This is a genomic window from Corynebacterium sp. KPL2825, assembly GCF_037908445.1.
GTDB classification, from domain to species: Bacteria; Actinomycetota; Actinomycetes; order Mycobacteriales; family Mycobacteriaceae; genus Corynebacterium; species Corynebacterium kefirresidentii.
The window spans coordinates 25,945-52,307 of record NZ_JBBMGI010000011.1; the positions used below are offsets into that span (position 1 = coordinate 25,945).

The following is a 26,363-nucleotide window of genomic DNA, read 5'->3' on the forward strand; positions in this document are numbered from 1 at the left end:
CGCTAATCCAAGCACATGACGTTACATCGGGGCAATGGTGTGCTTTTTCGGCAGATCGCTTTCCTGCTTCGTTGCCAGCTGCCGCAGCGCTTGGCGGAGCGCCAACCGGGATTGATTCGGCTGAATCATAGCGTCCAAATAGCCGCGCTCAGCCGCAACATAGGGAGCAGTCATGGTCTCATCGTAGAAGTCCATGAACATCTTCTTGGTCATCTCGCGCTGCTCAGGGGTCTCGGCGGCGTCTAGCTGCTTACCGGCGATCATCACCACGGCGGCTGCGGCACCCATAACGGCGATCTGCGCGGTTGGCCACGCCAAGTTGATATCACCGGTGAGGTTCTTCGACCCCATCACGGCATAAGCACCGCCATAGGCCTTGCGCACGATGAGCGAAACCTTGGGCACGGTGGCTTCTACCACGGCGAAAGCAAACTTGGCGCCGCGGTGGATAAGGCCGACCTTTTCTTGCTCTACGCCTGGTAGGTAGCCCGGAGTATCCACCACGAAGACCAACGGAATGTTGTAGGCATCGCAGATGCGGATAAAACGTGCGCCCTTATCGGCGGCGTCCGCATCAATGCAGCCTGCAAGGTGCATGGGATTATTGGCTACAAATCCCACCGTCTTGCCATCGATGCGCCCAAAGGCGGTGATCATATTGGGCGCAAAGTTCTCTTGAATTTCAATGATGTCCTCGTCATCGCCCAATTGGGTCAACAAATCCATCATGTCGTAGCCGGCATTGGTGTCATCCGGCATGAAGGAGTTGAGGTCTTCGTCTTCGGCCACGTCGGCGTCGGAAGGCGCGGCGAATTCCGGGGCCTCATCAAAGCACGTTAGCGGCAGGTGGTCCAAGAGATCGCGCACCATGTCGAAGGCGTCTTCCTCAGAGGGAACGACGGCCGAAACGTTGCCGTTGAGCTCCTGCTGGCGAGCTCCACCCAGCTCGGCGGAAGTAATGTCCTCACCGGTGACCTCACGAATCACGTTGGGACCAGTGACATACATTTCCGCTTCCTGGTCCACGGCAATCACAAAGTCCGTGGTCACAGGAGCATAGACGGCGCCGCCAGCGGACTTACCCATCATGATGGAAATCTGCGGGCTGCGGCCGGACAGCGGCAGCTGGCGGCGGGCGATCTCGGAGTACATGGCCAGCGAGGTCACCGCATCCTGGATACGGGCACCACCGGAATCCTGAATGCCAATGACAGGGCAGCCAATCTTAATGGCCATATCCATGACCTCGGTAACCTTCTTGCCAAAGGTCACGCCGACAGAGCCACCGTAGACGGTCTTATCGTGAGCGTAGATGCACACCGGGCGGCCGGAGATGCGGCCATAGCCGGTGACCACGCCATCAGAATAGATGGCCTCAGGGTCACCAGGGGTCTTGCCCAGAGAACCAGTCTCGACGAAGGAACCCTCATCTAGCAGTTCATTGATGCGCTGGCGAGGCGTGGTGCGTCCAGCCTCGTCGCGGCGCTTGCGCGAGCGCTCACTTCCTGGGTCCTGCGCCTTATCCAGACGCTCACGCAGATCAGCGAGTTTCTCAGCGGTTGTCTGCTTGGCCGCCACGTACCTTCTCCTCGATCCATTCGTTCATATGCTTGCCCACGATGCCGATGGCCGGCTCGTCCGGTACTGCAAGGTGATCGCCTTGCAGCTGCACAATTTCTAGATCCTTAACGATAACTCCCCAACCTCCGTCGGGGTCAATCTCAGCGTAGCGCGGCTCCAGTTCAATCGCACCGTCATGCATGCGCTCGGAGCGGAAAAGCAGAACCGGCACGGTCACATCGGCCCAGCGGTGGAAGTCAATCTTGGCCAGAATCTGGTTATCCACAAAGGAGGCACGCTGGTGCTCTAGCACGCCCGCGGCTAGGCCGTGCTCGGAGGCGTCGGTAGTAGCGAGGAACTCCGCCAACATGGTCATGAGCGCATCCTCGCCCATGGTCTCGAGCATCTCGTACGGGGGTTCAAAATCCAGCCCGTAGGTCTTCTTGGCAAAGGCCGCGTAGCGCGCCCAGCGAGCACGGGTTTCCTCCGGGGTATCCGGGGCCGGGTGGGATGGCTGGGTGGTATCTAGCAGCGCAATAAACGCCACCTCCACCGAGTCCTGGGTGCGCTTGTGCAACTGGTAGGCCACCTCGTAGGCCAGCGCGCCGCCAAAGGACCAACCGCCGAGCACGACCTTGCGGCCACGAGCGTAGTGCAGGATGTCCTCGACATATACCTTGGCTCGCTCCTCTAGCGAACCCTCGATGCGCTCGACTCCGTAGACAGCCACATCCTCGGGCAGGCGGCGGGTCAGTGGCTGGTAGACCACCGTGGTGCCACCGGCTGGGTGGAACATGAATACAGCGGGGCCGTCGGCCTCGCGCAGCACGCGGATATTGCCCTCTACCTCGGTCTCTAGTCCCTCACGGACCAAGTCAGCCAGGCTCTCCAAGGACTCAGCCTCGTGGACCTGCTGGGTAGTGACTTCGATGCCTGCACGTTCGGTGAGGCGCTCGGCAATGTTGCTAGCAACCTCGTCGCTTACCTTTGGCAGTGCAGAGGTCACTCCCGCCGCGGCCTTGCCGGTAAAGGTAGCCCACGTGCCAAAGACCATGCGCTCGGAGGCATCGCGCGGGGCAACACCCACGCCCTGGCCCGGCTCATCTTCTTCTGGCGCAGGGGTGTCCTCGGAAGCAATCTCGCTGGTATCTACGTTGCCGCCGGCTACGGCCTCTTCCACCATGGCAATGACGTCCGCCAGGGAGGCGTCGCGCAGCGCCTGCACCTGCAGCGGCGGAATCTGGAAGTCATTTTCCACGCGATTCTTAATGCGCATACCCATCAGGGAATCCAAGCCCAAGTCAATGAGCGGCAGCTCTCGCGGCAGGTCAGAGACGTCATAGCCCATGGACTCAGAAACGATGAGCGCGAGGCGGTCCTCCACGGTTTCCTCCGTGGGATCCCAGCGCACGGCATCGACTTCTTCCGTCGCTGCAGGCGCGCTTTCGGGCACCTCAGCCACGCCTGGAATAGGCGCCGCACCCAAATCCAAAGCGGAGGCAAAGCCTTCCGCCACCAGCTCTGTCTGTGCACCACGAACAGCGTAGACAGCCACGGACATACCGCCGATGGACTGATTTACCACCGTGGTGACCTCGCCGTGCGGTGGCAAATCGGCGTGTTCCTCGGTGGCGATGATGCGTGCTCCTGGCTTGACGGCCTCGGCCGCAGCCTCGACGATGGCCAGGGCGGATGGCGCTTGGTCCGCATTGGTGGAGAAGGCAACCTTGCCCTCGGGCAGGTTAACGCGTGCGCCCGGCAGGCCAGAAACGCCGGCCGATGGACGGGCATTGGTCCAGAAACGTTGGCGGTTGAACTGGGTATAGGGGGCCTCTACGCGTGCGCCAGAGCCAAAGACCGCACCGAAGTCCACCGGCATGCCGGCGACATAGAGCTTGCTGAGCAAGTCGAGGAGAGACTCGGTGGGATCTACCTTGCGCTTTAGGGCATACAGCAGTTGCGCATCGGCCTTGCCTACCGCAAAGGCGGTGGACATGAGCCCCATGAGCGCAACCGGGTTTGGCGAGATTTCTACCAGCTGGTTGTGCCCGGCAGCGAAGGCTGCCTCGGTGGCATCCTGCAGGTAGACCGAGTGGCGGGTCATGCGCAGCCAGTAATCCTCATCATGCACGGTGGTTCCAGGACGATAGACCGTGCCCTTATCGACGGAGGAAAATAGCGGGGTGTGCAGCGGCTTGGCTTCCATACCTGCGATGGCAGCATGCAACTCTCCCAGGATGGGGTCTACGGCCGAAGTGTGCCCGGCCGCCTTCACATTGAGAGCGCGGGCGAATTTGCCCTCGCCATCGAGCTTTTCCACCAAGTCCAGCACCTCTTGGCGCGGGCCGCCCACGGTGGTCATACCTGGACCGGTGTACACGGCAGGCTCGATGTTTCCATCAAGCGCGGCAATATCCTCGGCAGAGAGCTCAACTACGGCCATGGCTCCTTGTTCGGCATCGCTTAGCGACGCCTCACCTTCACCCATCAACCGCGCGCGGTGGCAGGCGATTACCATAGCGTCCTCGGCGGAAATACCGCCCGCGGCATAGGCCGCTGCGATCTCGCCCATGGACATGCCCATCACACCGGCAGGGCGCACACCAAAGGAGGCCAGCAAGTCCGTCACTGCAATCTGGATAGCAGTAATGGCTACCTGAGCAGTCTCGGTGTCATATGTTTGCGCATCATCGTTGACAATGTCCATGATGGACCACCCGGACTCAAAGTCCACGATTTTATCTAGCTCTTCCAAGCGGGCCTTGAACTGTGGCGAGAGCGCAATCATGTCCTTGGCCATCTTGCGGTGCTGAGAGCCAAATCCGGAGTACACAAATACCGGACCCGGCACCTGCGGGGAATCCGCAGCGGCAATTCCCATGGAAACCTTGCCCTCGGCCACCTGGCGCAGGCGCTTGACTGCTTCCTCGGCGGAGCTAGCCACCACGACGGCGCGAGAGCGGGAGTGATTGCGGCGGGCGACGGTACGGCCGACGTCGACAAGCGCGGGCTTTTCCGCCTCAATGAAGTCCGCCAACAGGGCCGCAGCGCGTGCCCGGCGCGATGGCAAGAGGCCAGAGACCGGCAACGCGACCGTGTCGGTGGAAAGCTGCGGCTCGCGCTCGGCCGGGGTGCCGCGGTAATCGGTGAGCACGACGTGCGCATTGGTGCCACCAAAGCCAAAACCGGATACGCCAGCGACCTTGCGGCCGGAGTATTCGGGCCACTCGCGCGGGTCCTCGACTACTTCCAGGCGCTCGGCTTCGAAATCGATATAACGGTTCGGCGCCGAGTAATTGATATTCGCCGGAATCACATCATTGCGCATGGCCTGGATGACCTTGATAAGGCCCACCACGCCCGCAGCAGATTCGGAGTGGCCGATATTGGTTTTGGCAGATCCCAGCAAAATCGGCGCATCCGCGCCACGACCGGCGCCGAGCACCCGCCCCAAAGCGGAAGCTTCGATCGGATCACCCAAGATGGTGCCGGTGCCGTGGGCTTCGATATAGTCCACGTCCTGCGGATTCACGCCCGCATCGGCATAAGCTCGGCGGAGAACATCCTCCTGTGCCTCCGGATTCGGGGCGGTCAAGCCATTGGAGTGCCCATCGGAGTTGACGGCCGAGCCTTTAATGACAGCCAAGATATCGTCGCCGTCCGCCTCCGCGTCCTCCAAACGCTTGAGGACGAGGACACCAGCGGCATCGGCGCGCACGATGCCATCGGCGTCGTCAGAAAAAGCGTGAATGGCACTCGTCGGAGAGGTAACGCCCAATTCAGAAAACGCCGTCGACGCGTGGGGAGCGGCGAGGATATTTATGCCACCGGCCAGCGCCACGTCCGCGCTTCCCGTGCGCAAGTCCTTCACCGCCTGATTGACGGCTACGAGGGAGGAGGAGCAGGCCGTATCCACATTGATGGAAGGGCCGCGGAAATCCAGGGCATAGGAAATGCGATTGGCCACCACAGCCGAAGAAATACCGGTCAGCGCATAAGGATGCATCTCGGCAGAATCGGCGGCGATGAGCATGCCATAGTCATTATTGGTCGAGCCCATGTACACACCAGTCTGCGTGCCGCGCAGCTCGTTGGCAGGAACACCAGCGTTTTCTAGCGCTTCCCACACCAGCTCCAACAGGATGCGCTGCTGGGGGTCCATATTGGCGGCTTCGAGTGGAGAAAGACCAAAGAATTCAGCGTCGAAGGAAGCAATATCCTCGATATAGCCACCATCGGTATTTTGCTGGGCGATCTTCTCGCTCATTACAGGGTCCGCCGAGTACTCGGACCAACGTCCTACCGGCAGTGGACCTGTTCCGGCGCGGGATTCGGCCAGCATGGACCAGAATTCCTGGGCATTTTTTGCACCCGGGAAGCGGCCCGAAAGACCAATAACCGCGACATCGGCTCCATGCGCTATGCGAGGAGAGTGCGCCTCAGGCTGAGGCGCTGGAGCGTTCAACAGGCGATTTGCCAGCAATTCGATGGTTGGGTACTCGTATGCCACGGTGGCATCGAGGCGGGTACCGAGTAGATTTTCCAGTTCGCCAGATAGCACTACAGCATCCCGCGAAGAAAGACCATAGTTTTCCAGGGGCTTGGAATCTAGGATCTCTTCTGGGGAAACACCGGTGGCCTGGGCGACCCAGTCACGCAGCCATGCTCGCAGTTGCTCGATGGTCATAAAAGGTCTTTCATTACGAGAAGTTATTAAATGGCAAGAGGGTATATCGCTATATTTTGTCACTTTGTTAGCGATAAATCAGATCCCTACATAGTTCTTCTTAGCTACACGGCGCGCAATCTTGCCGGAAGAAGTACGGTTGATTTCCCCTGGGGCCTTCCACACGATGTCATCTGGCGTAATTCCATGATGCGAGGTGACGGCGGTGCGGATGACTGCGGACGCCTCTGCATCGCCGGCCGGCTGCGCATCATCGGCGCGCTCAACCAACAATACGAGAGATTCAGAATCCTTGCCTTCCACAGAGAAGGCGGCAACGGAGTCCGGTCGCACCTGCGTGGACGCTGCTTGTACGGTGCTTTCAATATCCTGCGGATAGTGATTGCGCCCAGCGATGACGATGAGGTCCTTCAGGCGGCCAGTGATATAAAGCTCACCATCCACGATGGCGGCTAGGTCACCGGTTGCCATCCAGTAATCGTCTTCTGGCAGGCCGTCCTGCTGGCGCTCACCCAAGGTATTGCGGAAGGTCACGGCGGTTTCCTCAGGCCGATTGAGGTAGCCGGTAGCCATATTGGGACCATGCACCCAGATTTCACCGATTACGCCGTCCTTGACCTCAGCGCGCGTTTCCGGGTCCACGATGGCAAGGTGCTGATGCGGCACGCACTGCCCATTGGACGCATAGGCCACAGTCGCGTCGGACTTATCCTCGATGATGGCGCGTCCCGCGGCCAGTTCGGCACGATTGAAGTGGGAGATGACTGGGCGCTTGTCGGTTTGCGGGGTAGATACAATAAGCGCCGCTTCTGCAAGACCATAGGACGGGCGCAGCACGGAACGATCCACACTGAAGGCATTCAAGAAGGAATCCACGGCTGCCTCCGTTACTGGCTCGGAGCCGATAATGATGCCTGCTACGTGCGAGAAATCAGCGTCCTTGGCATGGCGCGCGGCCAGTTCCAGCGCAAAGTTGGGGATAGCGGAGTACGTAGCTTGCTCCCGGGCGGTCAAACGCCGGATCCAGCGGTCTGGGTGTTGGATGAAATCGCGTGGGGTCATCATCTCGAAGTCCAAGCCCAAAATGGTAACGAATACGGCCAAAATGATGCCCATATCGTGGTGCATTGGCAGCCAGGAGACGATGCGAGCCGGCATCTGCAATTGCAGTGCTTGGAAGATCTGCGCAACATTGGTGATAATCGCTCGGTTGGTGAGCTCCACGCCGGCCGGGGTCCGAGTGGACCCAGACGTGTACTGCAGGAAAGCGGTGTCCTCCGCGCTTCCCTCCACGGGTGTCCAAGAACCAGCCAAGGAATCAGGAAGAGCGTCGAGGGAAATAATCCGCGGGCGCTCACGCTGGGCAGAGAAGTACTTACGCACAGCGGCGGCAGAAACACGATTCGTCACCACGATAGGCGGTTCGCAATCACCGAATACCGCCTCCAGGTGGTCCGCGTGGCCCGGTTCATTGGGGTCATAAAGCGGAATCGGCACCATACCCGCGTACAGTGCACCCAAGAAGCCAAAGACGTATTCCGGTGAATTACCAGCCAAGATGGCAACGCGCGTGCCCGGATCTGCTACCTGCTGCAGTCGCGCCGCCACTACCTTGATGCGTTTATTGACCTGCGCGCGGCTAAGCTCCCGGCAGGTTTCTTCCTCACCGTAGATCCACTGGCGCATAACCACACGGTCTGGGTCTGTCTCCGCCTGGTAGAGCCTTTCTGCCAGCTGGGGCAAACTGAACTCGGGCGCTAGGAATTGCCCCATCTGCGCTTTCAGATCCATGGAATCTCCTTAAGTGAATGGTTTCTTTAATAAAACTATCGGAGGGTGGGGAATTGCTGTTACGCGGCGTCGATAAGCTGTCGGGCCCAGCCCACTACCCACTGGTTAGCCGTCGTGCCATCAATGACACCACTATTAGAGGCGTACTGCGCATGGACGCCATTCGCGGCAATCAAACCCTGCGCGCGCTCCAGCGCATTAGACACGTTTGGCGGGGCATCACAGACTGAATCATTGGGCGCACAGATCTGGAAGGTCCGATCCGCCAAGCTACCGAACCCATTCGGGCGCGCACCACGCATGGACGCACCCGGAACGATGGGCTGAACTAAACCGGATACCGGCTGGAGGGCAATTTCCGCACCCACGCCGCCGACCTTGCGGCCTGGGTTTTGGCCAACGCCATTTTGGCGGCGACCATCTGCAATAAGGGCCACACCTGCAATGCTTTCCGCCGGCACTGCACCCTGGCCGCCACCGATCTCATCGGCAACGTCACCTGCAATGACCGCCCCCTGAGAAAAGCCACTCACAATGAATTTGGTTGCCGGGCAGCTCTCATGCACACTGCGCAGCTCATCATTCATCTTGGCGGTTCCCTCATTGCGGGAATCGTCGTAGCTCATTTCATGCTGTGCATTGATGTTTTTAAACTGCGCGGTATAAGGAAGGGTCCATACCTTCACGTCCTCCCCGTAGGCCTCCTGCAATGGCTTCGTAATAGACAGCATGAACGAGCGCGGATTGGCAGAAGGATTAAGGGGATCGTCGTCAGCCGCAGATTCCCACGTACCCGGGGCGGAAATGAACTCCACGCGCGGGCACCACTCGGGCTGCTGCGGCGGTGGCGCAGCCTGCTCCGTGGAATGCGGAGCTGGGGAGTCATCCGTTCCACTATTGAGGTAACGCGACGCGCCCACGCCGATAACAGCTAAAACGACGAGGACTGCGACAACGGTAATGGTTTTTCTCATGGATTAGTTGTACCAGGTGAACCTAGCAAATCCCTGTACGTGCGGAATCCGTAATCAGCTTAGAAAGCTCTTCAAAGCCCATCGTGGTGCGCTGTTGCTCAACAAGCTGGCCGGCGACCGCAGAGAGGGTGACATCATTCTCATCACAGGCTGCTTTGCCCGCGCCGAGGAGCTGATCTTCTACGCCATCAACGTTGACGCCGGCGTCTTTTAGCCTGCCTAGGTACTTGGCTTCCGATTCCGGCAGCTCGGCGGTGGGAATTTCAGAGATCTCACGCGCACCGCGGTCTTCCTGCGACTTAGAGGATGTCTCTTCCGCAGAGGTAGGGGCCTCCGACTCCCGCTCGAGGGGCGCGACCTCGGTCTCTTGCGAAGGTTCGCTATCCACCGTGGCAGAACCGCACCCCGCAAGGGTCAAGCACAGCGCCGCGCCCACTACTACTAGCTTGCGCATGACTACTTCTTCTCGGTCCGAACCTGGCCCAGAACCTCGCTGATCTTGCCGTGCTGGAATTCCTGGCTCAAGCCACCAGCGGCAATCTCGGAGTAGTCAGAGGTAGGCCAGCCGAACTCGCCCTGCTCCCAGCCAGCCTGGCCCCAGCGGTCCATAATCTTGCTCTTCAGAATGTAGTGCGCACCAGTCTTCGGGGACCAGTAGATGCTGCCCTTTTCAAAGGTCTGGAAGAAGCCGCCATTGACTGCGTTCTCTCCGGACGTCGGGAAGCCGAGCGCAGACTCCGCGCCGCCCATGTCCTTGTACTTGGCGCCGATAGCACCGTGTACTACCTGGTTGGAGCCATCCGGGTTACGGGTAAGGATTCCGTCCTGGAATTCCTGCATGTAGCCCTCACCGACCTTCTTTACCGAGCCGGTCGGGTACTTCAGGTCGCCCTTTTCGTAGCCATTCTTGCCCCAAGCCTGGAACATATCGCCGGTAATCTCCCAAGCGCCAGTCTCCGGGGACCAGTAGATGGAGCCGTGCTCAAAGTGCACGAAGCGGCCCTTTCCATCTGGCGTCTTGGACTCGCCGGTCTTCGGGAAGCCAAGCCAGGAGGTTGGTCCGCCGATTTCGGCGTAGCGAGCACCAATGCGGCCGAAGAGGGCATGCGCACCGGTGTCTGGGGACCAGTAAGCGGTGCCAGACTCGAAGTCCTGGGCCTTGCCCTTCTTGGCGACGTCGTACTCATTATTCAAGCAAGAGCCAATAACGCCGCTCTTGGTCTCCTTAGCGATGGCTCCGATTGCCTCACAGTCCGCACCGCGGTCGGCCTTGTCCATCTGCAATGCATCCGCGATGTATGGCCATGCCTGCTGCATCTCAAACTGCCAGTATTCCCAGCTGTGCACGCCGGATGGGCGGAACTTAACCACAGGGTCAATCTTGGCGCGCTTCGCATAATCAACATAGGTCTGGGTGGACATACGGGAGATGACCTCCAAGCCCATGCCAGCGAGGTTTGCCTGGCCCTTAGCCACGGAGTTGGCGTTGCCAAAGTCATCCTTGCCCGAACCTGCGGAGACATATACCTTCATGTCCTTCAGGTTTTCAATGCCCAGCTTTGGATCATGGTCGATCCAGTTTTGGGAGCCCGGCTGGCCCCACATCTTGCGGGAATCATAACCGCCGGCATCGCGCTGCGAAGCCATGATGGCTTCCGGCATGCCACGCGTAGTGGTATCGAGGTAGCCGGAGAAAGAACCCACGAAGCTAAACAGGTGCGGGTTGCGCTCAGCCAGGTTCATCGCGGCAGTACCGCCCATGGACAGGCCGGTTACCGCGCGCTTGTGGTTGGAGCGGTACTCATTGTCCAGGATCGGGATCAATTCCTTGGTCAGGAAGGTCTCCCACATATAGTGCTTACCGCGGTCTGCTTGCTCCCAGTCCGAGTAGAAGGAAGACTCGCCGCCTACCGGCATGATCAGGTTGACGTTGCGGTCGGCGTACTGGTTCAAAATATTGGTTTCAATGGTCCAGCCGGACTCATCGTCACGTGCACGCAGGCCATCCAGTGCCCATACCTCTGGGAACTTCTTTTCTGGGTGGGAGTACCAGTCACGGGCGAGCTGGATTTGCACCTTCTGCTCTTTGTCCGGCATCGCCGCAGACTTGATGTAGACCATCAAGTGGCGGTTGGTTAGGTACTCCACGCGGTTGATCTTCACGCCCTCCGGCAGGCCCTTAACATCCGGGTATTCGGTGTTCAGCGGGGTGCGGGCGGGTGGATCCTTCGGTGCGAAATGATCGGACAGGCTGGAATCGCCGCCGATTGCGGAAGAGAGATCGCCTACAGAAGATTGTGCGGTGGCGTTTGGCAGCAGGGCCAAACCCACGGCGATGGCGGTAGGTACTGCGGCCACAGCAAGGCCCTTGCGAGCCTTGCTCGGGGAAGTGCTTTTGCGCATAGGTAAACGTCCTTGAAGATTTGCCGCGGTACCTTTCCGAGGGTTCCCCTCCCCCGGACCGATGCCTACGGCGTGAGCTGTCTATCGTGTACTCAAGTTTAAGTTGAACTTGAGACTTACGCTAGACAGACACGCCGCTACATTGCCGGGGAATTACCCGGATTATCCTGTCCGCTCACGCGGTACAGGTGCTCGTTGACGAACTCGCCTACGCCCCAGCGCGCCAACTCGCGGCCATAGCCGGAGCGATTCACGCCGCCGAATGGCAGGCCTGCTGCGGTTACCGACGCCTCGTTAACAAACGTCATGCCATCGTTGAGCTGGTTGGCTATTTCAAACGCAGCATCCAAGTCAGTGCCCCACACGGAGCTAGACAGACCGTACTCAGAGTTATTGGCAATCTCGATGGCCTCTTCGACGTCCTTGGCCTTGTACACAATCGCCACTGGGCCGAAGATCTCGTTGCAGCCTACGTCGGCGGATGGGTCGACGTCGGTAAGCAGGGTAGGCTCCATGTAGGCGCCCTCGCGATCGATCTTCTTGCCGCCTACGCGAATCTTGGCGTCGCCGTTGGCCGCGGCCTTTTCGAGGCGCTCCACAATCTCATCGCGGGCGCCGATGGAAGACAGCGGACCGATATCGGCATTCTCCTCATCATAAGTACCGACCTTCATGTCCCCGATCTTCTTTTCCAGGTACTCCACAGTGCGGTCATAGAAGTCCTCTAGAACGATAAGGCGCTTCGGCGCATTGCAGGCCTGGCCGGTGTTATACATGCGAATCAGGTTGTACTGATCCAATACCCACTCCAGATTCTCATCATCGATAACCAGGAATGGGTCATTGCCACCCAGCTCCAGCACGGACTTCTTGTAATTTTCACCAGCGGTCTTAGCAACGGCAGAGCCTGCACCCTCGGAGCCGGTCAAAGAAACGCCCTTGATGCGCTTATCCGCTACAAAAGCATCCATCTGGGAACCGGAAGCATAAATGTTGATATACGCATCCTTCGGCAGACCAGCTTCTTCCAAGATGTCCTGACATGCCTGGGAAGACAGCGGACAGATGGAAGCGTGCTTGAGCACGATGGTGTTACCCAGCAGCAGGTTAGGAGCTGCGAAGCGGGCTACCTGGTAGTACGGGAAGTTCCACGGCATAATGCCCAACAATGGGCCAATCGGCTCCTTGCGTACCACGGTCTTGTGCGCGTTCTGAGCCGGCAGGTACTCATCTGCGAGCAGCTCGTGCGCATGCTCGGCATAGTAGCGATAGATATCGGCAACAATCTGCACTTCAGCCTTTGCCCAACGGGTCAGCTTGCCCATTTCACGACCGATGTGGTCTGCCAACTCATCGATGCGCTCTTCATAAAGGTCTGCAGCGCGGGACAAAACCGCGGCACGCTCCTCGATGCGAGTACTACGCCATGCATCGTAGGCCGCCGTGGAGCGGTCTAGGATGTCATCGCGCTGCGAATCATCGATGCGTTCAAACTTGTCTTCACTCTTGCCTGTGCTTGGATTCTCAATAGCGAACATGGGCCCCTGTATAGTCGCGGATCACAACCCACGCAAGCTTATGGAGCGACGAAATCGGCTCTAGATTGGGCTAGTTACGCAGGATTTACAACTCCCCAAAACCCCGGTAAACGAATAATTTAAGGATCGTTTATTTAATGATTATTTGATGCCAAGCGACAGGCCAATGCCCCCCATCCAGATCCAACACCTATGTCCGGCTTGAATGCCACTAAGAAGCAGCCCACGTAGCTTCTCGGAACCTGTACTGACGCAAAAACATATGAGACGTAACTGTTGCACCCTTTTGTAACACCTGTGAACGTACCACCCAGTACTATCCCCACGATTGAAGGAATGGCTATGGCCGTACTGCTTCAAATCAACGAAATCGTTTCTGGTCCCATTAAAGACCTTCTAGTTCACATTTCTGGAGGAAACTTCCCAGAAATTAAGCTCCCGAACATATCTTTGCCGGAAGTAAACCTCCCGGAGCTTCCACCAATGTCGTCTCCGACTTACCCAGAAGAGGTTAACCTTGAGGTTGGCGGTTCCTCTTTCGGCGACTTGGGTTCCTCGAATTTCCTCAACGAGACTGGCTCTTCCGAGCTACTGAACGACTTTCAGTCTTCCGAACTGGATCTCAGCGCACTAGGCAGTGTTTTGGGCGGTTACCCCCCCCATTTAACACTCGGCACCTTACCACATGCTAGTGATATTGAAAGCTCCTGCAGCACGGCACTAGTTTAGGCATGCGCCTCCCACCCGCAATCTTTTATCATCTAGTTTTAGGGAAAACGTCCTCTTGATTGGCGTGCTACAGGTTGGGCGCCTATTGCTAGGCCATAGGTTCTTTCAGATCTTATGAAAAGCGAAGCAATCGGTTAGTACAGCATGGACGTAGAAGATTGTCGACTTTAACCAGTTTTCTTTTCCAAAACTCTACTACATGTCGAATTGGATCAAGTCGTTAGACAATCGCGTTTTCGAGGGGAGGCACCATTCGGACAGTCTTCCCTGTCGATCTCCTCCCCAATGCGATGCGTTTGAGCCGCTCTTTAATTCCCCCTCCTCTGACTGGCTGTCAGTGGCCGTACGGCCATCGTTTCGGACGACGGTTGCAAGTCAGCGGAAAACCGGTTTTCTATACGCGACGTTGCAGTATTTCATAGCGTTCGCGCACTCCCGTTGCACCTATTCCCTACCTATTCCCTCTGCTAGTTAAATATACACCGGTGCATCAGCGCCTATTCACGCGTTACTGTTTCAAAACACTTAGGCCGGGAAACTCGCACTTGTCACAAACGGAAAAATGATACTTTCACAGACTCGGATTCAAGAGCCTCTAAGCTCACACGGCTACCAATTTTCACCCCCCATAACAGGAATTACTGCCCCTCAGAGTTGGATATTCTCTGTATAAGCACTACGTTTGTCGGGGTGATGAGCAAACCTCACACACTCCTATTGTTCCCGATCCCTAAGACCATGAAAAATATAAAAAACAGGATAGCTGCCGGCTTCATCGCCCTCACCGCGAGTTTCTCCCTCGCCCAAACTGCCAACGCAAGCCAAGGGCAGGAAATGGTTACCTTCGGTGATTCTATTACCGCCAACGGCGGAGCACCTGGTAGCCGCGCATCTACAAGCCCCTACAAGCCCTACATCCAATTCCACCCCTGCTTTAATGACAAACGGAACTGGGCGCATCAAACCGCCGATAACTTCCATTACACCCTCGCAGATTATTCCTGTAACGGGACCAGCTACTCGGTCGACGCCTACGTAAATGACGCTATTCGTACCGGCAATATCGGACTCAACACTAAAGAAGTCGTTTTCATGTATGGGGGCCTTCAGCCAGACACTCACATAGATGCCCTAGCCAACTCCACCCTCCCAAACATTCCTAAAGGATCCAACTATCGAGCGCTGCTTGGCTTAGAGTTCGGCAAAATCCGCCGAGTTGCCCCCAAAGCGCGGATCACTATGGTCAACTACCTGCCAATGACTGTAAATGACACGCTGTGCGCGATTAACGATGGCATCAGAGTTGTGCCTATCTCCTTCCCAGGTGCTACTAATGCGGAAGCCGAATTCAACCGTGAAATCGGACGCGCAGCACAAGCTTTAGGAGCCAACTTCATCAACCTCTATGACCAGGCCAAGACCCACGACACTTGCCAACCTGACGCCACTCAGCGTTGGACTGTAGCGTTGAAAACTCAAGCGGCACCTTCCGTCATGCCTATGCACCCGACAGATATCGGACACGACGGAATGGCCAGAATCATCACCAGCGAACTTCAAAAGCGTTAACCAGACGACAATCCCAGGAAGAACCTAAGAATGCGACTCCACACTAAAATGGTTGCAACTTCCATCGCAGCCGCAGCTCTCATGGCCGGAAATATCACTGCAACAGCCGCAGTAGCAGGCAACACTGTCCTCACCGGAGACAGCGTGGTAGCAAACCCAACGCTCACCGATTTCTTGCAAAATAAAGCCAAAGTCAAGACAAATACCGGAGTAGGCTGCGTCACCGACGGCTCCATTGCCAATGAAATAGCCATCGCTTCTGGGGGCGCCCACGTGGATCAGTACCAATGCGCAGGCGCCTCTTTCGCAACTGGCGGTATACACATTGAAGACACGCTTCGAACTGCCGCACAACGCGGCGATCTCAACCCACAGACCAAAAACGTAGTCATTGTCGCAGGCGCCAACGATACATACCCATACGGGTCTGATGTTGCTGCTTCGGAACGCGCAATCCGAAGCGGTCTGCGTAACGCCATTAACGTAGCACATCGCCATGCTCCAAATGCTAAAGTCACTGTTGTCGGCTACCCACATGTATCTTTCAATAACATGTCCTGCTACAACAGTGGCTTGGGGTCATCAAACCCACTACCCATCCCAGCCGGTAATACCGCTGGCACCGAACAGCGCCTCCAAAACACACTCCGTGAAGTCACGCAACAAAACAACGCTACCTTCCTCGACGCATGGCCGATGTCCCAAGGACACGACGCCTGCTCCCCAGACCGATGGTGGGTAAATCTCGTCGACATCATGCCACCAGCACCAGGAAACCTGCCTTTCCACCTCAATGCCCACGGCACACACGAATATGGCCGTTTCATTGGGCGAAACATTGCAAAATAGCCCCATGCCGCCAGTTCCGAGTAAACAATCAAAGGCCTAGGCTTTTCTTCCCTAGTACATTGGATAGACTCTTGCACGCCCAAAGAATCACTGCCGCACTTTTAACCGCAATACTTACAACCACGGCCCTAGCACCCTCCGCTCAAGCCCTCCGACCAGGAGACAAATACGTAGCACTCGGGGACTCCTACGCCTCCACGGGCACAATCACACGGCCTGCTCCGGGGAGCACCCCGGCCTGCGTCAGGGACCGAGACAACTACCCCCACCGACTAGCTGAGCTCCTCAACCTCCAGCTCGACGATGCCACCTGCGCTTGGGCGTTTACCTACCAATATGACAACCCTCAACATCACGCTCTGCCTCTCACCGCTCCAAGTCCTCAGAAGCAACATCTCACCCCCGACACAAAAATAGTCACCATTAGTCTCGGGGGAAACGACGCAGGCCTAGCCGCCCTTTTTGCTAGTTGCGCACCCCACGTTCAAATTCCCGGACTACCCGAGTGCGCGCCCCTCGCCGAGCCTGTAACAGATGGAAGTATCTACAACCCCGATTTCACTGGCAGGAATCTTAAACAGCGACTGATCGATATAGCCAACGATGTAAAGAGACGCGCACCGGCAGCCCAAATATTCTTCACAGGTTACTACACAGCCGCGACCCCAGAGCACACGTGCCCAGAAAGTGGCTTTCTCTCCCTAAGCGATCGACGATACATTGAAAGCTTTCTCACTAAGGTGAACTATACGCTTAAACAGGCAGCTTTGGAGTCACACACGACTTACATCAGCCCCCCAAATGACGATGAAGGTTGGTGCAAACCGCCGCATCAACGAAACTCCAACTTCCACGGGCTTCCCGAGGGCAATCTAATCGCTCATCCCACCGCATTAGGCCAACAACACATGGCACAAGAAATCGCCCGCAAGGTTCGCTAACCTCCTGCCCGAGCGGAGCAGTTGAAAATTTCAGTGGCTACTGGCCTAGACAGTCGAGCAATTCGAGCCTTAGGTAGTTCGGAGGCTCGTGATTTCCTCAGATTGTAAACACCGAGCGCGGTTATCTGGTCGTTCATGCGTCTGCCGGAGACCTTTGGTTGCGGTGACTGTTTACAAAACGCGTTAATGCGGCCGCGGCATTCGTGTAGCCAGGCGAGAAAGGATTTTACGGTGCCTAGCTTCACGAAGTCTACACCAATCAACCAACTCGGGTCTCAGAGGTCCTCCTCTAGCGATGGACAGCCAAGTTAGCGAGACCTGGATATTGACAAGCACGCCAAACTTGACGTACCCCGTAAAGAAGTAGCTAAGCTAAACATGAAAAGGGAGTTCTTCTCAAAAACGGCAGCCTACTTCGTCACAAAGCAAAGAAGATAGAACGTTTGGGGATGCGGGCATTTCAGGGCTTTTCAGAGTAGCAGCTTGCATCGGCGTTGATTGATGCTTAGCCCCAAGCGTTCTAGGCTTTCTCATATAGTGATATGAGTACGGGGTCAAAAATACCCCTTTAAGCAATGAATTGTTCAATTTAACAACCAGTGGATAGCAGTCGAAAGAGAAATCCACCGAATCCCCCGTCGAGGAACGGTCCCCACTCAGTTATGTTGAAGAAGTGTAGTTTAGTCGCTCTGGTTAATCTTGGCGGCATCTCGAAAAATTTGAGCAACTTGCTAGATTGCTCGTAGTTTTAGCTGGATGTAGAGTGACCCCACTATATAATTTTCCACCACCCGGGCATTCAGAAGTATTCCCAACTGAAGCCCCCAGCCTTTCCGTATTGTACTGCTCCCCATTACTTCGCCTGAGAAATCAATTACCGACTCTAGTGGGGAGCAGTTGTATTCGCGCACGTAGTTCGTTGTCAGTGGCGCAGCGGGAGAATTGGCGGCCCGAGTTATGGTTACTAGGCTGCAGCTCAACATGTTGGTGTTCGCGTTGATCCAGTCCTTGTTTTGTTTGGTCGAGTCTTGCTCCATGGCAAGCTATGTCTTGTGAAAAGCCCTCAAAGCGGCAGTACTCCTTCGAGGTCAAAAAGAAGTTGTCCAACGCCACCTCGCCGGCGAGACAAAGAACAATCTTGTCCGTGAGTTTGGCCTGTCGCCAGATCAGGTGGTCAGAGATCGGCCGCGGAAATGGCGAAAAGGCGGTGATGAAGCGTTAAAGCCCAAGCCGAAGGGTAGGCCTAAAGGCGCAGCTAACCCGAAGATGCTTACTGAAGGAGACAAATTGCCTCGCGAATACGACCAGTTGCGAACCGATAATGCCTATCTAAAAAAAAATTGCGGTACTTGAGAAACCAGGGACACTCCTGAAAAACAGGCGATCGTTAACCCCAAGCCGCCACACCGCTTGGAAGACCTCCTAGCAGCGGCAGGTATGCCACGGGCGACATTCTTCTACGATCAAAAGCGACTCGAAAAGCCAGATAAGCATGCTGCGGTAAAGCAAACAATCCTAGGAAGCATCGGGCGCAACAAGCATCGCTACGGCCACCGGCAAGTGTTGCCGGACTTGCGTAATAAAGGCTGGCTGGTCAACCACAAACTCGTCTACAAGCTCATTCGCCAGATGGGCCTTCGGACCAAAATCCGTCAGCGCAAGCCCTTCACTTCCTACGCAGGAACCATCCGTCGCATTGCTGGCAAAAAGTTTGACTGCAAGTTCACTCCAGACAAGCCCAACACCATCTTTGTTAGCGACGTTACCGAGTTTAGGACTGCAGGCCGCAAAGTGTATTTGTCCCCAGTAATGGATCTCATCGACCGTCCCATTGTCCCTCACACCGTGTCTAAATCACCGTCGATAGCGTTTATCGTCAAAATCATTGACAAAAGCGATTGCGGCCTGTGCGCCGAAGGCTGGGTGGATGATGCACACCTACCCAGGCTTCCAATACCAGCAGTCGACCTGGCGTACTTTGATTCACGCCAACGGCAGTGCTCAGTCGATGTCGCGTAAAGCCAACTGTGACGACAACGCAGTAATGGTCAACTTTTTCGGACACTTAAAACCGAGATGTACCACGGAGAAGATTTTAGCAACGTCGAGGAACTCACCCATGCTATCGAAGATTACATCCAGTGGTACAAAACCGAACCCATCCAACAACGACTAAAGGGCCTGACCCCGATGCACTATCGGAATCAAGCCCTTGAACGTCTAACCACCTAGAATTAAACCAGTCCAACTTTTGGGGCCGGTTCATATCAGGAGGCAAGCAGAGGGGAGAATAGGCTTAGAAAAATCTCATCCTACACAGACGAATTGAACTCTCTAGGCTGTCGACTTGCCAGGAAGCTCAGGGCGTATAACCTTACCCATTGGGTTGCGAGGAAGATCAGTAACGAAAAACACGTCGCGAGGAGTGTGCGCGTCGGACAAGCCCTCGCGGACTAGCCGGCGAACTTCATCTTCTGTAAGCTCCTCCGAACTCACGCCGTCTTCCCGAATGATGTAGGCACGGAGAGCCTGGCCAAAGTCAGGATCTTGAACGCCGTGTACATGTACCTCTGCGACACGACTGTCTCGGATCAGTAAGTCCTCTAGCTCAGAAGGGAAAATCTTCTCACCATACTGCGTAATTACTAGGTCGTCCGCACGCCCGCCCACGTATAGCTTATTTCCCTTCTTATAGCCGCGATCACCCATACGCAGTAGCCCATTTTGAGTTTTAATATCAATTGATGGATCGGTATATCCGGCAAACATGTCGTAGGCACCGGCGAAAATCTCCCCTACTTCGCCGTCGGGAACCACTTGACCGTCATCGTTTCGTATCTCAATCATTGAGCCTGGGTGAATAGTACCAGTCAACGTTGGGTCTGCCGCCAAGTCTTCGGCTGCCGAAATCGCAAGACCAGAAGTTTCAGTGGAACCGTAGCAATTGTGGAAAATGGGGCCGAACTTTTGATTTACCTTTTGCACCTCGTAAGGGGTGAGGGGGCTACCCGAGGACGTTACAAACTCAAGGCCAGGCACGCGGTCAATACCGTTCTTATCCAAATAACCTATCATCCCGCGAAGCCGAGAGGCGGAGCTGATCCACGCATCCACACCATACCGTTCCACTTGTTCAAGTGCTTTCGCTGAATCGAAATTGCGTTGAGTAATTATCGTCGAACCGGTAAATAAGCACAACAGCATATTACCCCAGCCGTAGAAGTGAAATAGTACGCCTGTAAGAAGGACAGACATATCTCGGCGCCATGGGATAGCGTCCAAAACCGGTCCAATACCCTGAGGCGACTTAAGCTGACGGCGTACAACTCCCTTCGGCATTCCTGTGGTACCCGAGGTCATCACGACATGCTGAGACTTCGTAGGCTTTTTGGGCAGGAGGCTCAAATTAGGACTGCCGGCTTCTATGATTCCCTCCATAGTAAGGACACCCTCAGGGAGGGAGGAGCTATCCTCCACGTGACCAATAATGATCTGACACGTCTTCTTAGTAGTCTCCGTAAGCCTTTCGTAGAAACATTGGTCCACGATGAGGGTTTTAACTTCATGGAACTCAAGCACGCGCTCGATCTGAGGGCCAGAGCTGTTGGCGTTAATCATGAAAATATGGTAGCCAGCCATCTGACGTGCGCAAAGCGGAAATATTGCAGCACGCCCGTTTAGTGCCATGACGGCTACATTGCTTCCGTCCTCCACACCGTTTTTGAGAAGTCCGGTTGCTAGTCGAGTCACTTGCTCGAAGCACTCACCAAACGTTAGCTCGCCGTCATCATCAACTAGGCCCAGACGTTCAGGGTGACGGCGTGCGGTATTCGCCAATGCGCCACTTTCCAACGTCCCAAACCTTCGAATAGTCTCAAAGTCGGACCTTACCTCCCGCGCCGAACCGAACTCAAAGATGTTGTTTTTCCGAATGACGTTAAGAAAGTAAAGGAACTGACGAACAACTTCCTTCCTAGGAACACCATGCTGAGTGTTAGGTTGCAGTGTGTATTTTGACATTGTTTTCCTTTCACGGCTTAAATTACCTAGTTGCAATTTTATGAAAATGCATCAGTGACATAGGTAAACGATTCTCGTTCCATCTTTCCAACTGCAGCGGCGGCAGCGCTTTCATCTAGGTTGAGATGTTCCCCAACAATCGTTCGCATGACTTCACGCACCGAGGGCGCAACCTTGGTCGCATCTCCGCAAACTAGGACCCTCGCGCCCCTGGAAATATAGTCCATTACCTCGTGACGATTCTCGTATACTTTGTCTTGGACGTACTTCACCTCATTTTGGGAAGAATTCATTTCTGGATGCCTAGAAAAGGCTGTCCTAACGTCGACTAGACCGTCTTTCTCCCAGACTTCCAATTCTTCCCGATACAAGTAATCCGAATCTGGTCCGTGGCATCCGAAAAAGAGTAGTACAGGTTCCACAGCACGCCTACTATTCCGTGATTGAATCGCGCGTTCCTCGATAAACGCCCTTAAAGGTGCGATCCCTGTACCCGCACCAATCATCACCACTGGTTTGTCCACGTCATCGGCGCGGAAATGGGGGTTTCCACCAACAACGGAAACGCAAACCTTTGCCCCTGGTTTTAGTCCAGCTAGATAGTTAGAGGCAACACCGGAAAAAACTCCACTTCCAGACCAAGCTGGAGACTCTAGCCTAGAGAAGGTAAGGGACACCCGATTCGTAGACGCCAAAGAGGAGGAGGAAATAGAGTAGCGGCGGGGCTTCAGTGGCTCAAGGAGGGACAAATACTCTTCAAAGCTCAAATCAATTGATGAATACTTCTCGAGGAGGTCTATCAATGAGGTCCTATTCCTCAACAACTGAGCATAAGTGGCCGGCTCAAGGAGCATTTCCAATTCCTTCTTTTCCGGGGGGCACACACAGTTGCGTTGTAGGATGCCGATGTGCTGTTTACTAACTGGAGTTGCAAGCTCAACGTAGTTAGTAAGCAGTTCAGTAAGAGTCATCACTTGGCCGACTGGAAGAATCGTAGATTTGCCGTTCAGCTTTATGCGGGCTTCGCTTGACAGCCTAAATCGATCCAAAACGCGATTTACTGAAACTTCTGGATTTCGCGGTAGTACTTCAAGATAGTCACCTGTAGAATAATTAACTTCTTGAGGTAGCTCTATATCCACCCGGTACTTATCATTGATCGGTCCATCTGCGGCGGTTGAAAGCCTGACAACTCTTTGAACTTCGGCCTCAAAAAACTCGCTCTCCGAATCGGTCGACAGGGCATCTGCTCGACCTTCGCTCATGTACTGGATCTGAACTGAATTCGCTTCGTCTTGGCTGTTAATTTCTACCGAAAGATGATCTCCAATAGCCTGCCAAAGCTGCTTTTCCCAGTCCGCGAAATCCGAGAGGTAGTCTCCGCGAACATCTACAGCTCCTCTATCGACGAGCCGGTTAGCCCCCGCCGCTTCCATAGCCTGATCGATGACTGACGGCACGCGTTGGAACGTTTCCGCCCATTCGGAATTACCACTACCAACTACGGCAAAGCTTACTTCACCTAAGTCAGGACAGTCCCCAGTGGTCAGCCACTTGAAAAAAGACTTCGCATTCTCCGGCGGCAATCCCTCATAAGAGCTGGTAGCAATTATTACTACGTCTCCAGAGTGCAGGTCATCAACTGCATCATCGAGGTCAGCCACCTCCGTTTCAAAACCTTGCGAATTAGCGAACGCTTCCAGTTTTTTCGCATGATTCCGAGAAGTCCCAGCATTGGATCCGACGAATAGCCGCAGCTTATGCCCGTTTGGCTCGGCAACCGCAACCTTGTCAAACTTTTCCTCGCCGGAAATCGACCCACCTGCTTCGGTCTCAGACTCCCCGCCTCGACCCCGGTACGGGAACTTTTCTCGCGGAGCGATGTTGATCAATAGATCTTTCGGTTTCGAAGTGAGTCCATCCAACATGGTAAGTTCGTATGAAGGATCAGCGAATTCAAGATCGAAGTGTTGGATAATTAAAGCAAGAACCATTGTCGCTTCCTGCATGGCGAATGCACGGCCTAAGCAGGATCGCTCGCCGTTGCCAAACGGCTTCCAGGCGTTGTGCGGAATTTTCTTTGCACTCTCAAATTCAAACCTCTCCGGTATAAATTCCTCAGGACTATCCCACACAGCCGGATCACGATGCATGTGTCCCAAAAGGACAAGAAGAGTGTCGCCTGGATTAACAGTTACAGGGTCGCCAGCCGTTCCTCCATTTTCGCCGATTGTGGTGGTTTCATAAGGTGTCACAGCATATGCTGGTGCCGTCGGGTATAGTCGCAAGCCTTCACGTAAGATCTGGTCTATGTATCCCAGATTTTTAAGATCTTCATACTTAGGAAAGCGACCATTCAAAACCTTGTCTGTTAATTTTCGAGCTTTCTGAAGGACTTCCGGATTCTTGATTAACTCATACACCACAAAACTTAGAAGTCCTGAGGTAGTCTCGTGGCCTGCAATCAGAAAAGTAATGAGCTGATAACGAAGGTTCTCATCGCTTAGCTTTTCACCAGTCGACGGATCTTCAGCATTCATCATCACGTCGAGAACATCTTCATCACCCTCAGCGCTGGGATTCCGACGCCGCTCTGAAATCAACTCATCCACCGTATTTTCCATGGTTTTAATGTCCCCCTGGAATCGGTGTTGACCAATAAAGTCAAGCTTTTTTTGAATTTCAAGTGCGTGAGCCTTTCGGCCTGCATGATGTAGGCCTCTTGCCATTGCATTGACAAACGGGTGGAAACCTTCGGTGTAAAACGAGTTAAACCGATAGCTGAACGAGCATAGCGCGATCGTATCGAGAGTCAAACGAGTGAAATCATTAGCAACGTCAACTGCCGCTCCTGAAGAATTTCTGGACCACTTAAGCATTAACTGGTCCGCAATGTCCGTCATTTGACCATACATACTCCGCAACGCTAACGGGTTGAACGCCGGCATGAGAATACGGTGGGCTTTGCCCCACTCCGGATCATCATATTCAGAAGTAAACAGTCCATTCCCCGCAAAATTACGCACTACTTGCAGAGCAGGGTGGACTAATTTATGGAATCGGGATTCATCCGATAGTTCATCCACCAGTGCGAAGGAGCTCACTACATAGAAAGGCTCTGTCCCAGGGATTACCTGTCGATAAAATCGCCCATGTTCTTTAGCAAGCTTAGTTGCGGATTGTACAATGTTATTAGGGTCAACCGAATATGCAGTTCCGACAAACGGGTAAACCTTGGGTCCTGGCAATTCCGCCAAACAAGTTGAGTTATTGTCATTTTTCGAGGCGTTGGTGATAGTGCCAGTCATCTAGATTAGCTCCTTCTTTGAATTCACATCGCAGTAATACGTCTCGGATTGAAGTCCTTGTTGGACTTACAGATAGGAATTTGTACAGCTACGTTAAATGGCTCTTGAAGGCGTACTTCTAGAATAATTGAAGTACTTGTTGAATGCTCGGCCATGCATTCAAGGTTCTGTCCAAGAAATTGTCTAAACGCAATGTACCGGTTAGATGAACCAGCGGCGTCGTGAGCGGATAGTTCTGGACCAGTGTGAATACAAACTCAGGAGTCATATCGTCGTTCTTTCTGTGTCAATGACGAAATTGCCGTCTCTTCTAGTAAAAGTCATAGACAGGAATTAGTGGCTATTTCCATCACCTGCCTGTTGACCCATTTGGATGCCTTAGCGATAAGTTTCGGCAATACGCCTACCATAATATCCGTGCCCGGCATCAGTGAGATGCCCGGCCAACTTATGCGGTGAATCGTCAAAGATCGAGGCACCATAACGTCCAGGATCATTAGAGCACCCATTCTTGCCACTTTGAACGGAAATCTCGGCGACCATATCCAGAAACTCACTTCCCGTATGCAGAGCGGCCAATCGTTGCTGTTCTCGCACTTCATCTTGGTAATAGGCCACAAGTGGGAAATACCAGTGACTGGTAACCCCTAGAAGATTGGAGCCACACGTATGATTGTGCCCATCTGTTTCATCTGGGATTCCCAGAAGAATTACTTTTGCGTTGGGGGCGACGCTTTTCACACGGTTAATAGCACCTGTCATTGCCGCATCGTAACGAGCCATTCGTTGGGGCTGTGTAGTCATTGATGGCAAGTTATTTGGCTGGTAAGTGTCGTTAACTCCAGCACTGATAGTCACCAGCCGCGTATTCGCATCGAGCTTACGATCCGCTATTGCTCGCTCAACCTGCTGACGAACTGTGTCATGTGGGATTGCATCATTTCCGTGCGGTTCGACGTATGCAGTCGCTCCCGGACAAGAATAGTCCTCTAGGCGCAGGCCAGTACGCTTCGCAGCCTGAACTGCAAAGTTGTTAGGATCCTGTGCGCAGGAGCCATTGCGAATGGTTGGCCACTCAAGATTCGGGACGTTCTTTTTAGTCTTGTATACCGCCACGTCTAGTGCTGTAGGGTTGGCCGCTACGGAATCGCCAAAGCTCAGATAGGTTTCCCGAACGTTTTGGTTCACTTGAGGCTTTGGTTGGAGGTTTATTGGTGCCGCTGGAAGCGGTGGCATTTGCGGCAACGGGGGAAGCGGTGGCATTTGCGGCAACGGGGGAAGCGGTGGCATTTGCGGCAACGGGGGAAGCGTCGGCGCTTGTTGAGGTAACGATGGTAAAGAAGGGGCTGCCTGTGCAATTGGCACCCCTGATACCCCGATGGCGAGCGCGACTATTACACCGCAAATTTTTCGTATCTTCATTGGTCCTCTTCTCAAGGTTAAAATTGACTGGCCAATCTTTGAAAGTACCACAGTGGCACTATTTATAGTTTGACAGCTTTCGTTAAAATGTTACACGTCATCTCAAAGTTCCTCAGGGATATTCTGTATAGCTTGTAACTTTTTTAGAAATCCCTTTCTGCGCTGTATCCCATGTCTCCCCATTACTTGCTAAATCTCCTCGCACTGGAGCACTATATTTGCGCGGATTCCACTACATGCAAACCATAAATGCTTGACCAGCGTTCGGACATTCCTCCGTCTTTTGAGCAGAAGGCGTGTCTAGTTTGTAAGCATGCATTCGAGTTGACACATTGGAATATCGCTTTGGCGGTGCACTGCTCCTTAGTAGGGCCGTTTTTCGTTCAATGCACCGGAATGGCACCTACAGGCGCTAACTGACTGCTAGTGCGCTTTACCGCTGATACCAAAATTCCCTTGACGCTCTCTTTACGCTGTTCGAATAAAACGGGGGTTGAGGGTCACAATGCATGTCCAAGGTCAGGTAATTTTAGATTCTGACCTGTAGGGTTTCGCAGGATATATGCTTCGCG

At 54.7% G+C, this 26,363-nt stretch carries 17 protein-coding genes; 7 read left to right on the forward strand and 10 right to left on the reverse strand.

The genetic code is table 11. The features are described 5' to 3' along the window. Positions 1–21: 21 nt before the first annotated feature. The 7 genes from WMQ00_RS09365 to WMQ00_RS09395 form a co-directional block, all read right to left on the reverse strand. Positions 22–1,578 (reverse strand): acyl-CoA carboxylase subunit beta, encoded by a 1,557-nt coding sequence (locus WMQ00_RS09365; RefSeq protein WP_340440977.1) that lies wholly within the window; start codon positions 1,576–1,578, stop codon positions 22–24. Beyond that, complete coding sequence (locus tag WMQ00_RS09370; RefSeq protein WP_340440978.1) at positions 1,553–6,247, reverse strand: beta-ketoacyl synthase N-terminal-like domain-containing protein; 4,695 nt, start codon at positions 6,245–6,247, stop codon at positions 1,553–1,555. Before WMQ00_RS09370 ends, WMQ00_RS09365 begins: the two co-directional genes overlap by 26 nt. Positions 6,248–6,325: 78 nt before the next feature. Further along, positions 6,326–8,038 (reverse strand): fatty acyl-AMP ligase, encoded by a 1,713-nt coding sequence (locus WMQ00_RS09375; RefSeq protein WP_340440979.1) that lies wholly within the window; start codon positions 8,036–8,038, stop codon positions 6,326–6,328. A gap of 59 nt (positions 8,039–8,097) precedes the next feature. Then, a complete protein-coding gene (locus WMQ00_RS09380; RefSeq protein WP_023020061.1) occupies positions 8,098–9,012 on the reverse strand; it encodes a cutinase family protein in 915 nt (304 codons plus the stop codon). A gap of 22 nt (positions 9,013–9,034) precedes the next feature. After that, positions 9,035–9,466, reverse strand: a complete 432-nt coding sequence (locus WMQ00_RS09385; RefSeq protein ID WP_301716238.1) for a hypothetical protein — start codon at positions 9,464–9,466, stop codon at positions 9,035–9,037. Between the two features lie 2 nt (positions 9,467–9,468). Further along, entirely contained in the window at positions 9,469–11,415 is a 1,947-nt protein-coding gene (locus WMQ00_RS09390) for an alpha/beta hydrolase-fold protein (protein WP_023027781.1), read from the reverse strand. A gap of 137 nt (positions 11,416–11,552) precedes the next feature. After that, positions 11,553–12,953 carry an NAD-dependent succinate-semialdehyde dehydrogenase gene (locus WMQ00_RS09395; protein ID WP_340440980.1) on the reverse strand — a complete coding sequence of 467 codons (1,401 nt, stop codon included), beginning with the start codon at positions 12,951–12,953 and terminating at the stop codon, positions 11,553–11,555. Positions 12,954–13,295: 342 nt separating this feature from the next. On the opposite strand from WMQ00_RS09395, the gene WMQ00_RS09400 reads away from it, so the two are divergent. From WMQ00_RS09400 to WMQ00_RS09425, 7 genes are all read left to right on the forward strand, one after another. After that, positions 13,296–13,682: a hypothetical protein gene (locus WMQ00_RS09400; protein WP_340440981.1), complete on the forward strand. Its 387-nt coding sequence runs from the start codon at positions 13,296–13,298 to the stop codon at positions 13,680–13,682. A gap of 738 nt (positions 13,683–14,420) precedes the next feature. Beyond that, a complete protein-coding gene (locus WMQ00_RS09405; protein ID WP_198010438.1) occupies positions 14,421–15,251 on the forward strand; it encodes a GDSL-type esterase/lipase family protein in 831 nt (276 codons plus the stop codon). Positions 15,252–15,299: 48 nt separating this feature from the next. Next, positions 15,300–16,100 (forward strand): GDSL-type esterase/lipase family protein, encoded by an 801-nt coding sequence (locus WMQ00_RS09410; protein WP_232212561.1) that lies wholly within the window; start codon positions 15,300–15,302, stop codon positions 16,098–16,100. After that, positions 15,983–17,041: an SGNH/GDSL hydrolase family protein gene (locus tag WMQ00_RS12030; RefSeq protein WP_084278981.1), complete on the forward strand. Its 1,059-nt coding sequence runs from the start codon at positions 15,983–15,985 to the stop codon at positions 17,039–17,041. The genes WMQ00_RS09410 and WMQ00_RS12030 overlap by 118 nt, the downstream gene beginning before the upstream one ends. 1,155 nt (positions 17,042–18,196) lie before the next feature. After that, positions 18,197–18,394 carry a hypothetical protein gene (locus tag WMQ00_RS09415; protein ID WP_445293066.1) on the forward strand — a complete coding sequence of 66 codons (198 nt, stop codon included), beginning with the start codon at positions 18,197–18,199 and terminating at the stop codon, positions 18,392–18,394. Positions 18,395–18,451: 57 nt separating this feature from the next. Continuing rightward, entirely contained in the window at positions 18,452–19,060 is a 609-nt protein-coding gene (locus WMQ00_RS09420) for an IS3 family transposase (RefSeq protein WP_239208197.1), read from the forward strand. A gap of 57 nt (positions 19,061–19,117) precedes the next feature. Then, entirely contained in the window at positions 19,118–19,273 is a 156-nt protein-coding gene (locus tag WMQ00_RS09425; protein ID WP_234288152.1) for an IS3 family transposase, read from the forward strand. A gap of 102 nt (positions 19,274–19,375) precedes the next feature. Here WMQ00_RS09425 and WMQ00_RS09430 read toward each other — a convergent pair whose 3' ends face one another. The 3 genes from WMQ00_RS09430 to WMQ00_RS09440 all read right to left on the reverse strand — a co-directional run bounded on the left by WMQ00_RS09430 (position 19,376) and on the right by WMQ00_RS09440 (position 25,557). Continuing rightward, positions 19,376–21,061 carry an AMP-binding protein gene (locus tag WMQ00_RS09430; RefSeq protein ID WP_239208196.1) on the reverse strand — a complete coding sequence of 562 codons (1,686 nt, stop codon included), beginning with the start codon at positions 21,059–21,061 and terminating at the stop codon, positions 19,376–19,378. 38 nt (positions 21,062–21,099) lie between these two features. Continuing rightward, complete coding sequence (locus tag WMQ00_RS09435; RefSeq protein WP_340440982.1) at positions 21,100–24,369, reverse strand: cytochrome P450; 3,270 nt, start codon at positions 24,367–24,369, stop codon at positions 21,100–21,102. A gap of 378 nt (positions 24,370–24,747) precedes the next feature. Continuing rightward, entirely contained in the window at positions 24,748–25,557 is an 810-nt protein-coding gene (locus tag WMQ00_RS09440) for a GDSL-type esterase/lipase family protein (protein ID WP_198010439.1), read from the reverse strand. Positions 25,558–26,363 lie beyond the last annotated feature (806 nt).

What these genes read in the sequence shown, in the direction of transcription:
- WMQ00_RS09370 (WP_340440978.1), bottom strand. Translation starts at nt 6,247, where the DNA reads ATGACCATCGAGCAACTGCGAGCATGGCTGCGTGACTGGGTCGCCCAG.
- WMQ00_RS09375 (WP_340440979.1), bottom strand. Translation starts at nt 8,038, where the DNA reads ATGGATCTGAAAGCGCAGATGGGGCAATTCCTAGCGCCCGAGTTCAGT.
- WMQ00_RS09380 (WP_023020061.1), bottom strand. Translation starts at nt 9,012, where the DNA reads ATGAGAAAAACCATTACCGTTGTCGCAGTCCTCGTCGTTTTAGCTGTT.
- WMQ00_RS09385 (WP_301716238.1), bottom strand. Translation starts at nt 9,466, where the DNA reads ATGCGCAAGCTAGTAGTAGTGGGCGCGGCGCTGTGCTTGACCCTTGCG.
- WMQ00_RS09390 (WP_023027781.1), bottom strand. Translation starts at nt 11,415, where the DNA reads ATGCGCAAAAGCACTTCCCCGAGCAAGGCTCGCAAGGGCCTTGCTGTG.
- WMQ00_RS09395 (WP_340440980.1), bottom strand. Translation starts at nt 12,953, where the DNA reads ATGTTCGCTATTGAGAATCCAAGCACAGGCAAGAGTGAAGACAAGTTT.
- WMQ00_RS09400 (WP_340440981.1), top strand. Translation starts at nt 13,296, where the DNA reads ATGGCCGTACTGCTTCAAATCAACGAAATCGTTTCTGGTCCCATTAAA.
- WMQ00_RS09405 (WP_198010438.1), top strand. Translation starts at nt 14,421, where the DNA reads ATGAAAAATATAAAAAACAGGATAGCTGCCGGCTTCATCGCCCTCACC.
- WMQ00_RS09410 (WP_232212561.1), top strand. Translation starts at nt 15,300, where the DNA reads ATGGTTGCAACTTCCATCGCAGCCGCAGCTCTCATGGCCGGAAATATC.
- WMQ00_RS12030 (WP_084278981.1), top strand. Translation starts at nt 15,983, where the DNA reads ATGGTGGGTAAATCTCGTCGACATCATGCCACCAGCACCAGGAAACCT.
- WMQ00_RS09425 (WP_234288152.1), top strand. Translation starts at nt 19,118, where the DNA reads ATGTACCACGGAGAAGATTTTAGCAACGTCGAGGAACTCACCCATGCT.
- WMQ00_RS09430 (WP_239208196.1), bottom strand. Translation starts at nt 21,061, where the DNA reads ATGTCAAAATACACACTGCAACCTAACACTCAGCATGGTGTTCCTAGG.
- WMQ00_RS09435 (WP_340440982.1), bottom strand. Translation starts at nt 24,369, where the DNA reads ATGACTGGCACTATCACCAACGCCTCGAAAAATGACAATAACTCAACT.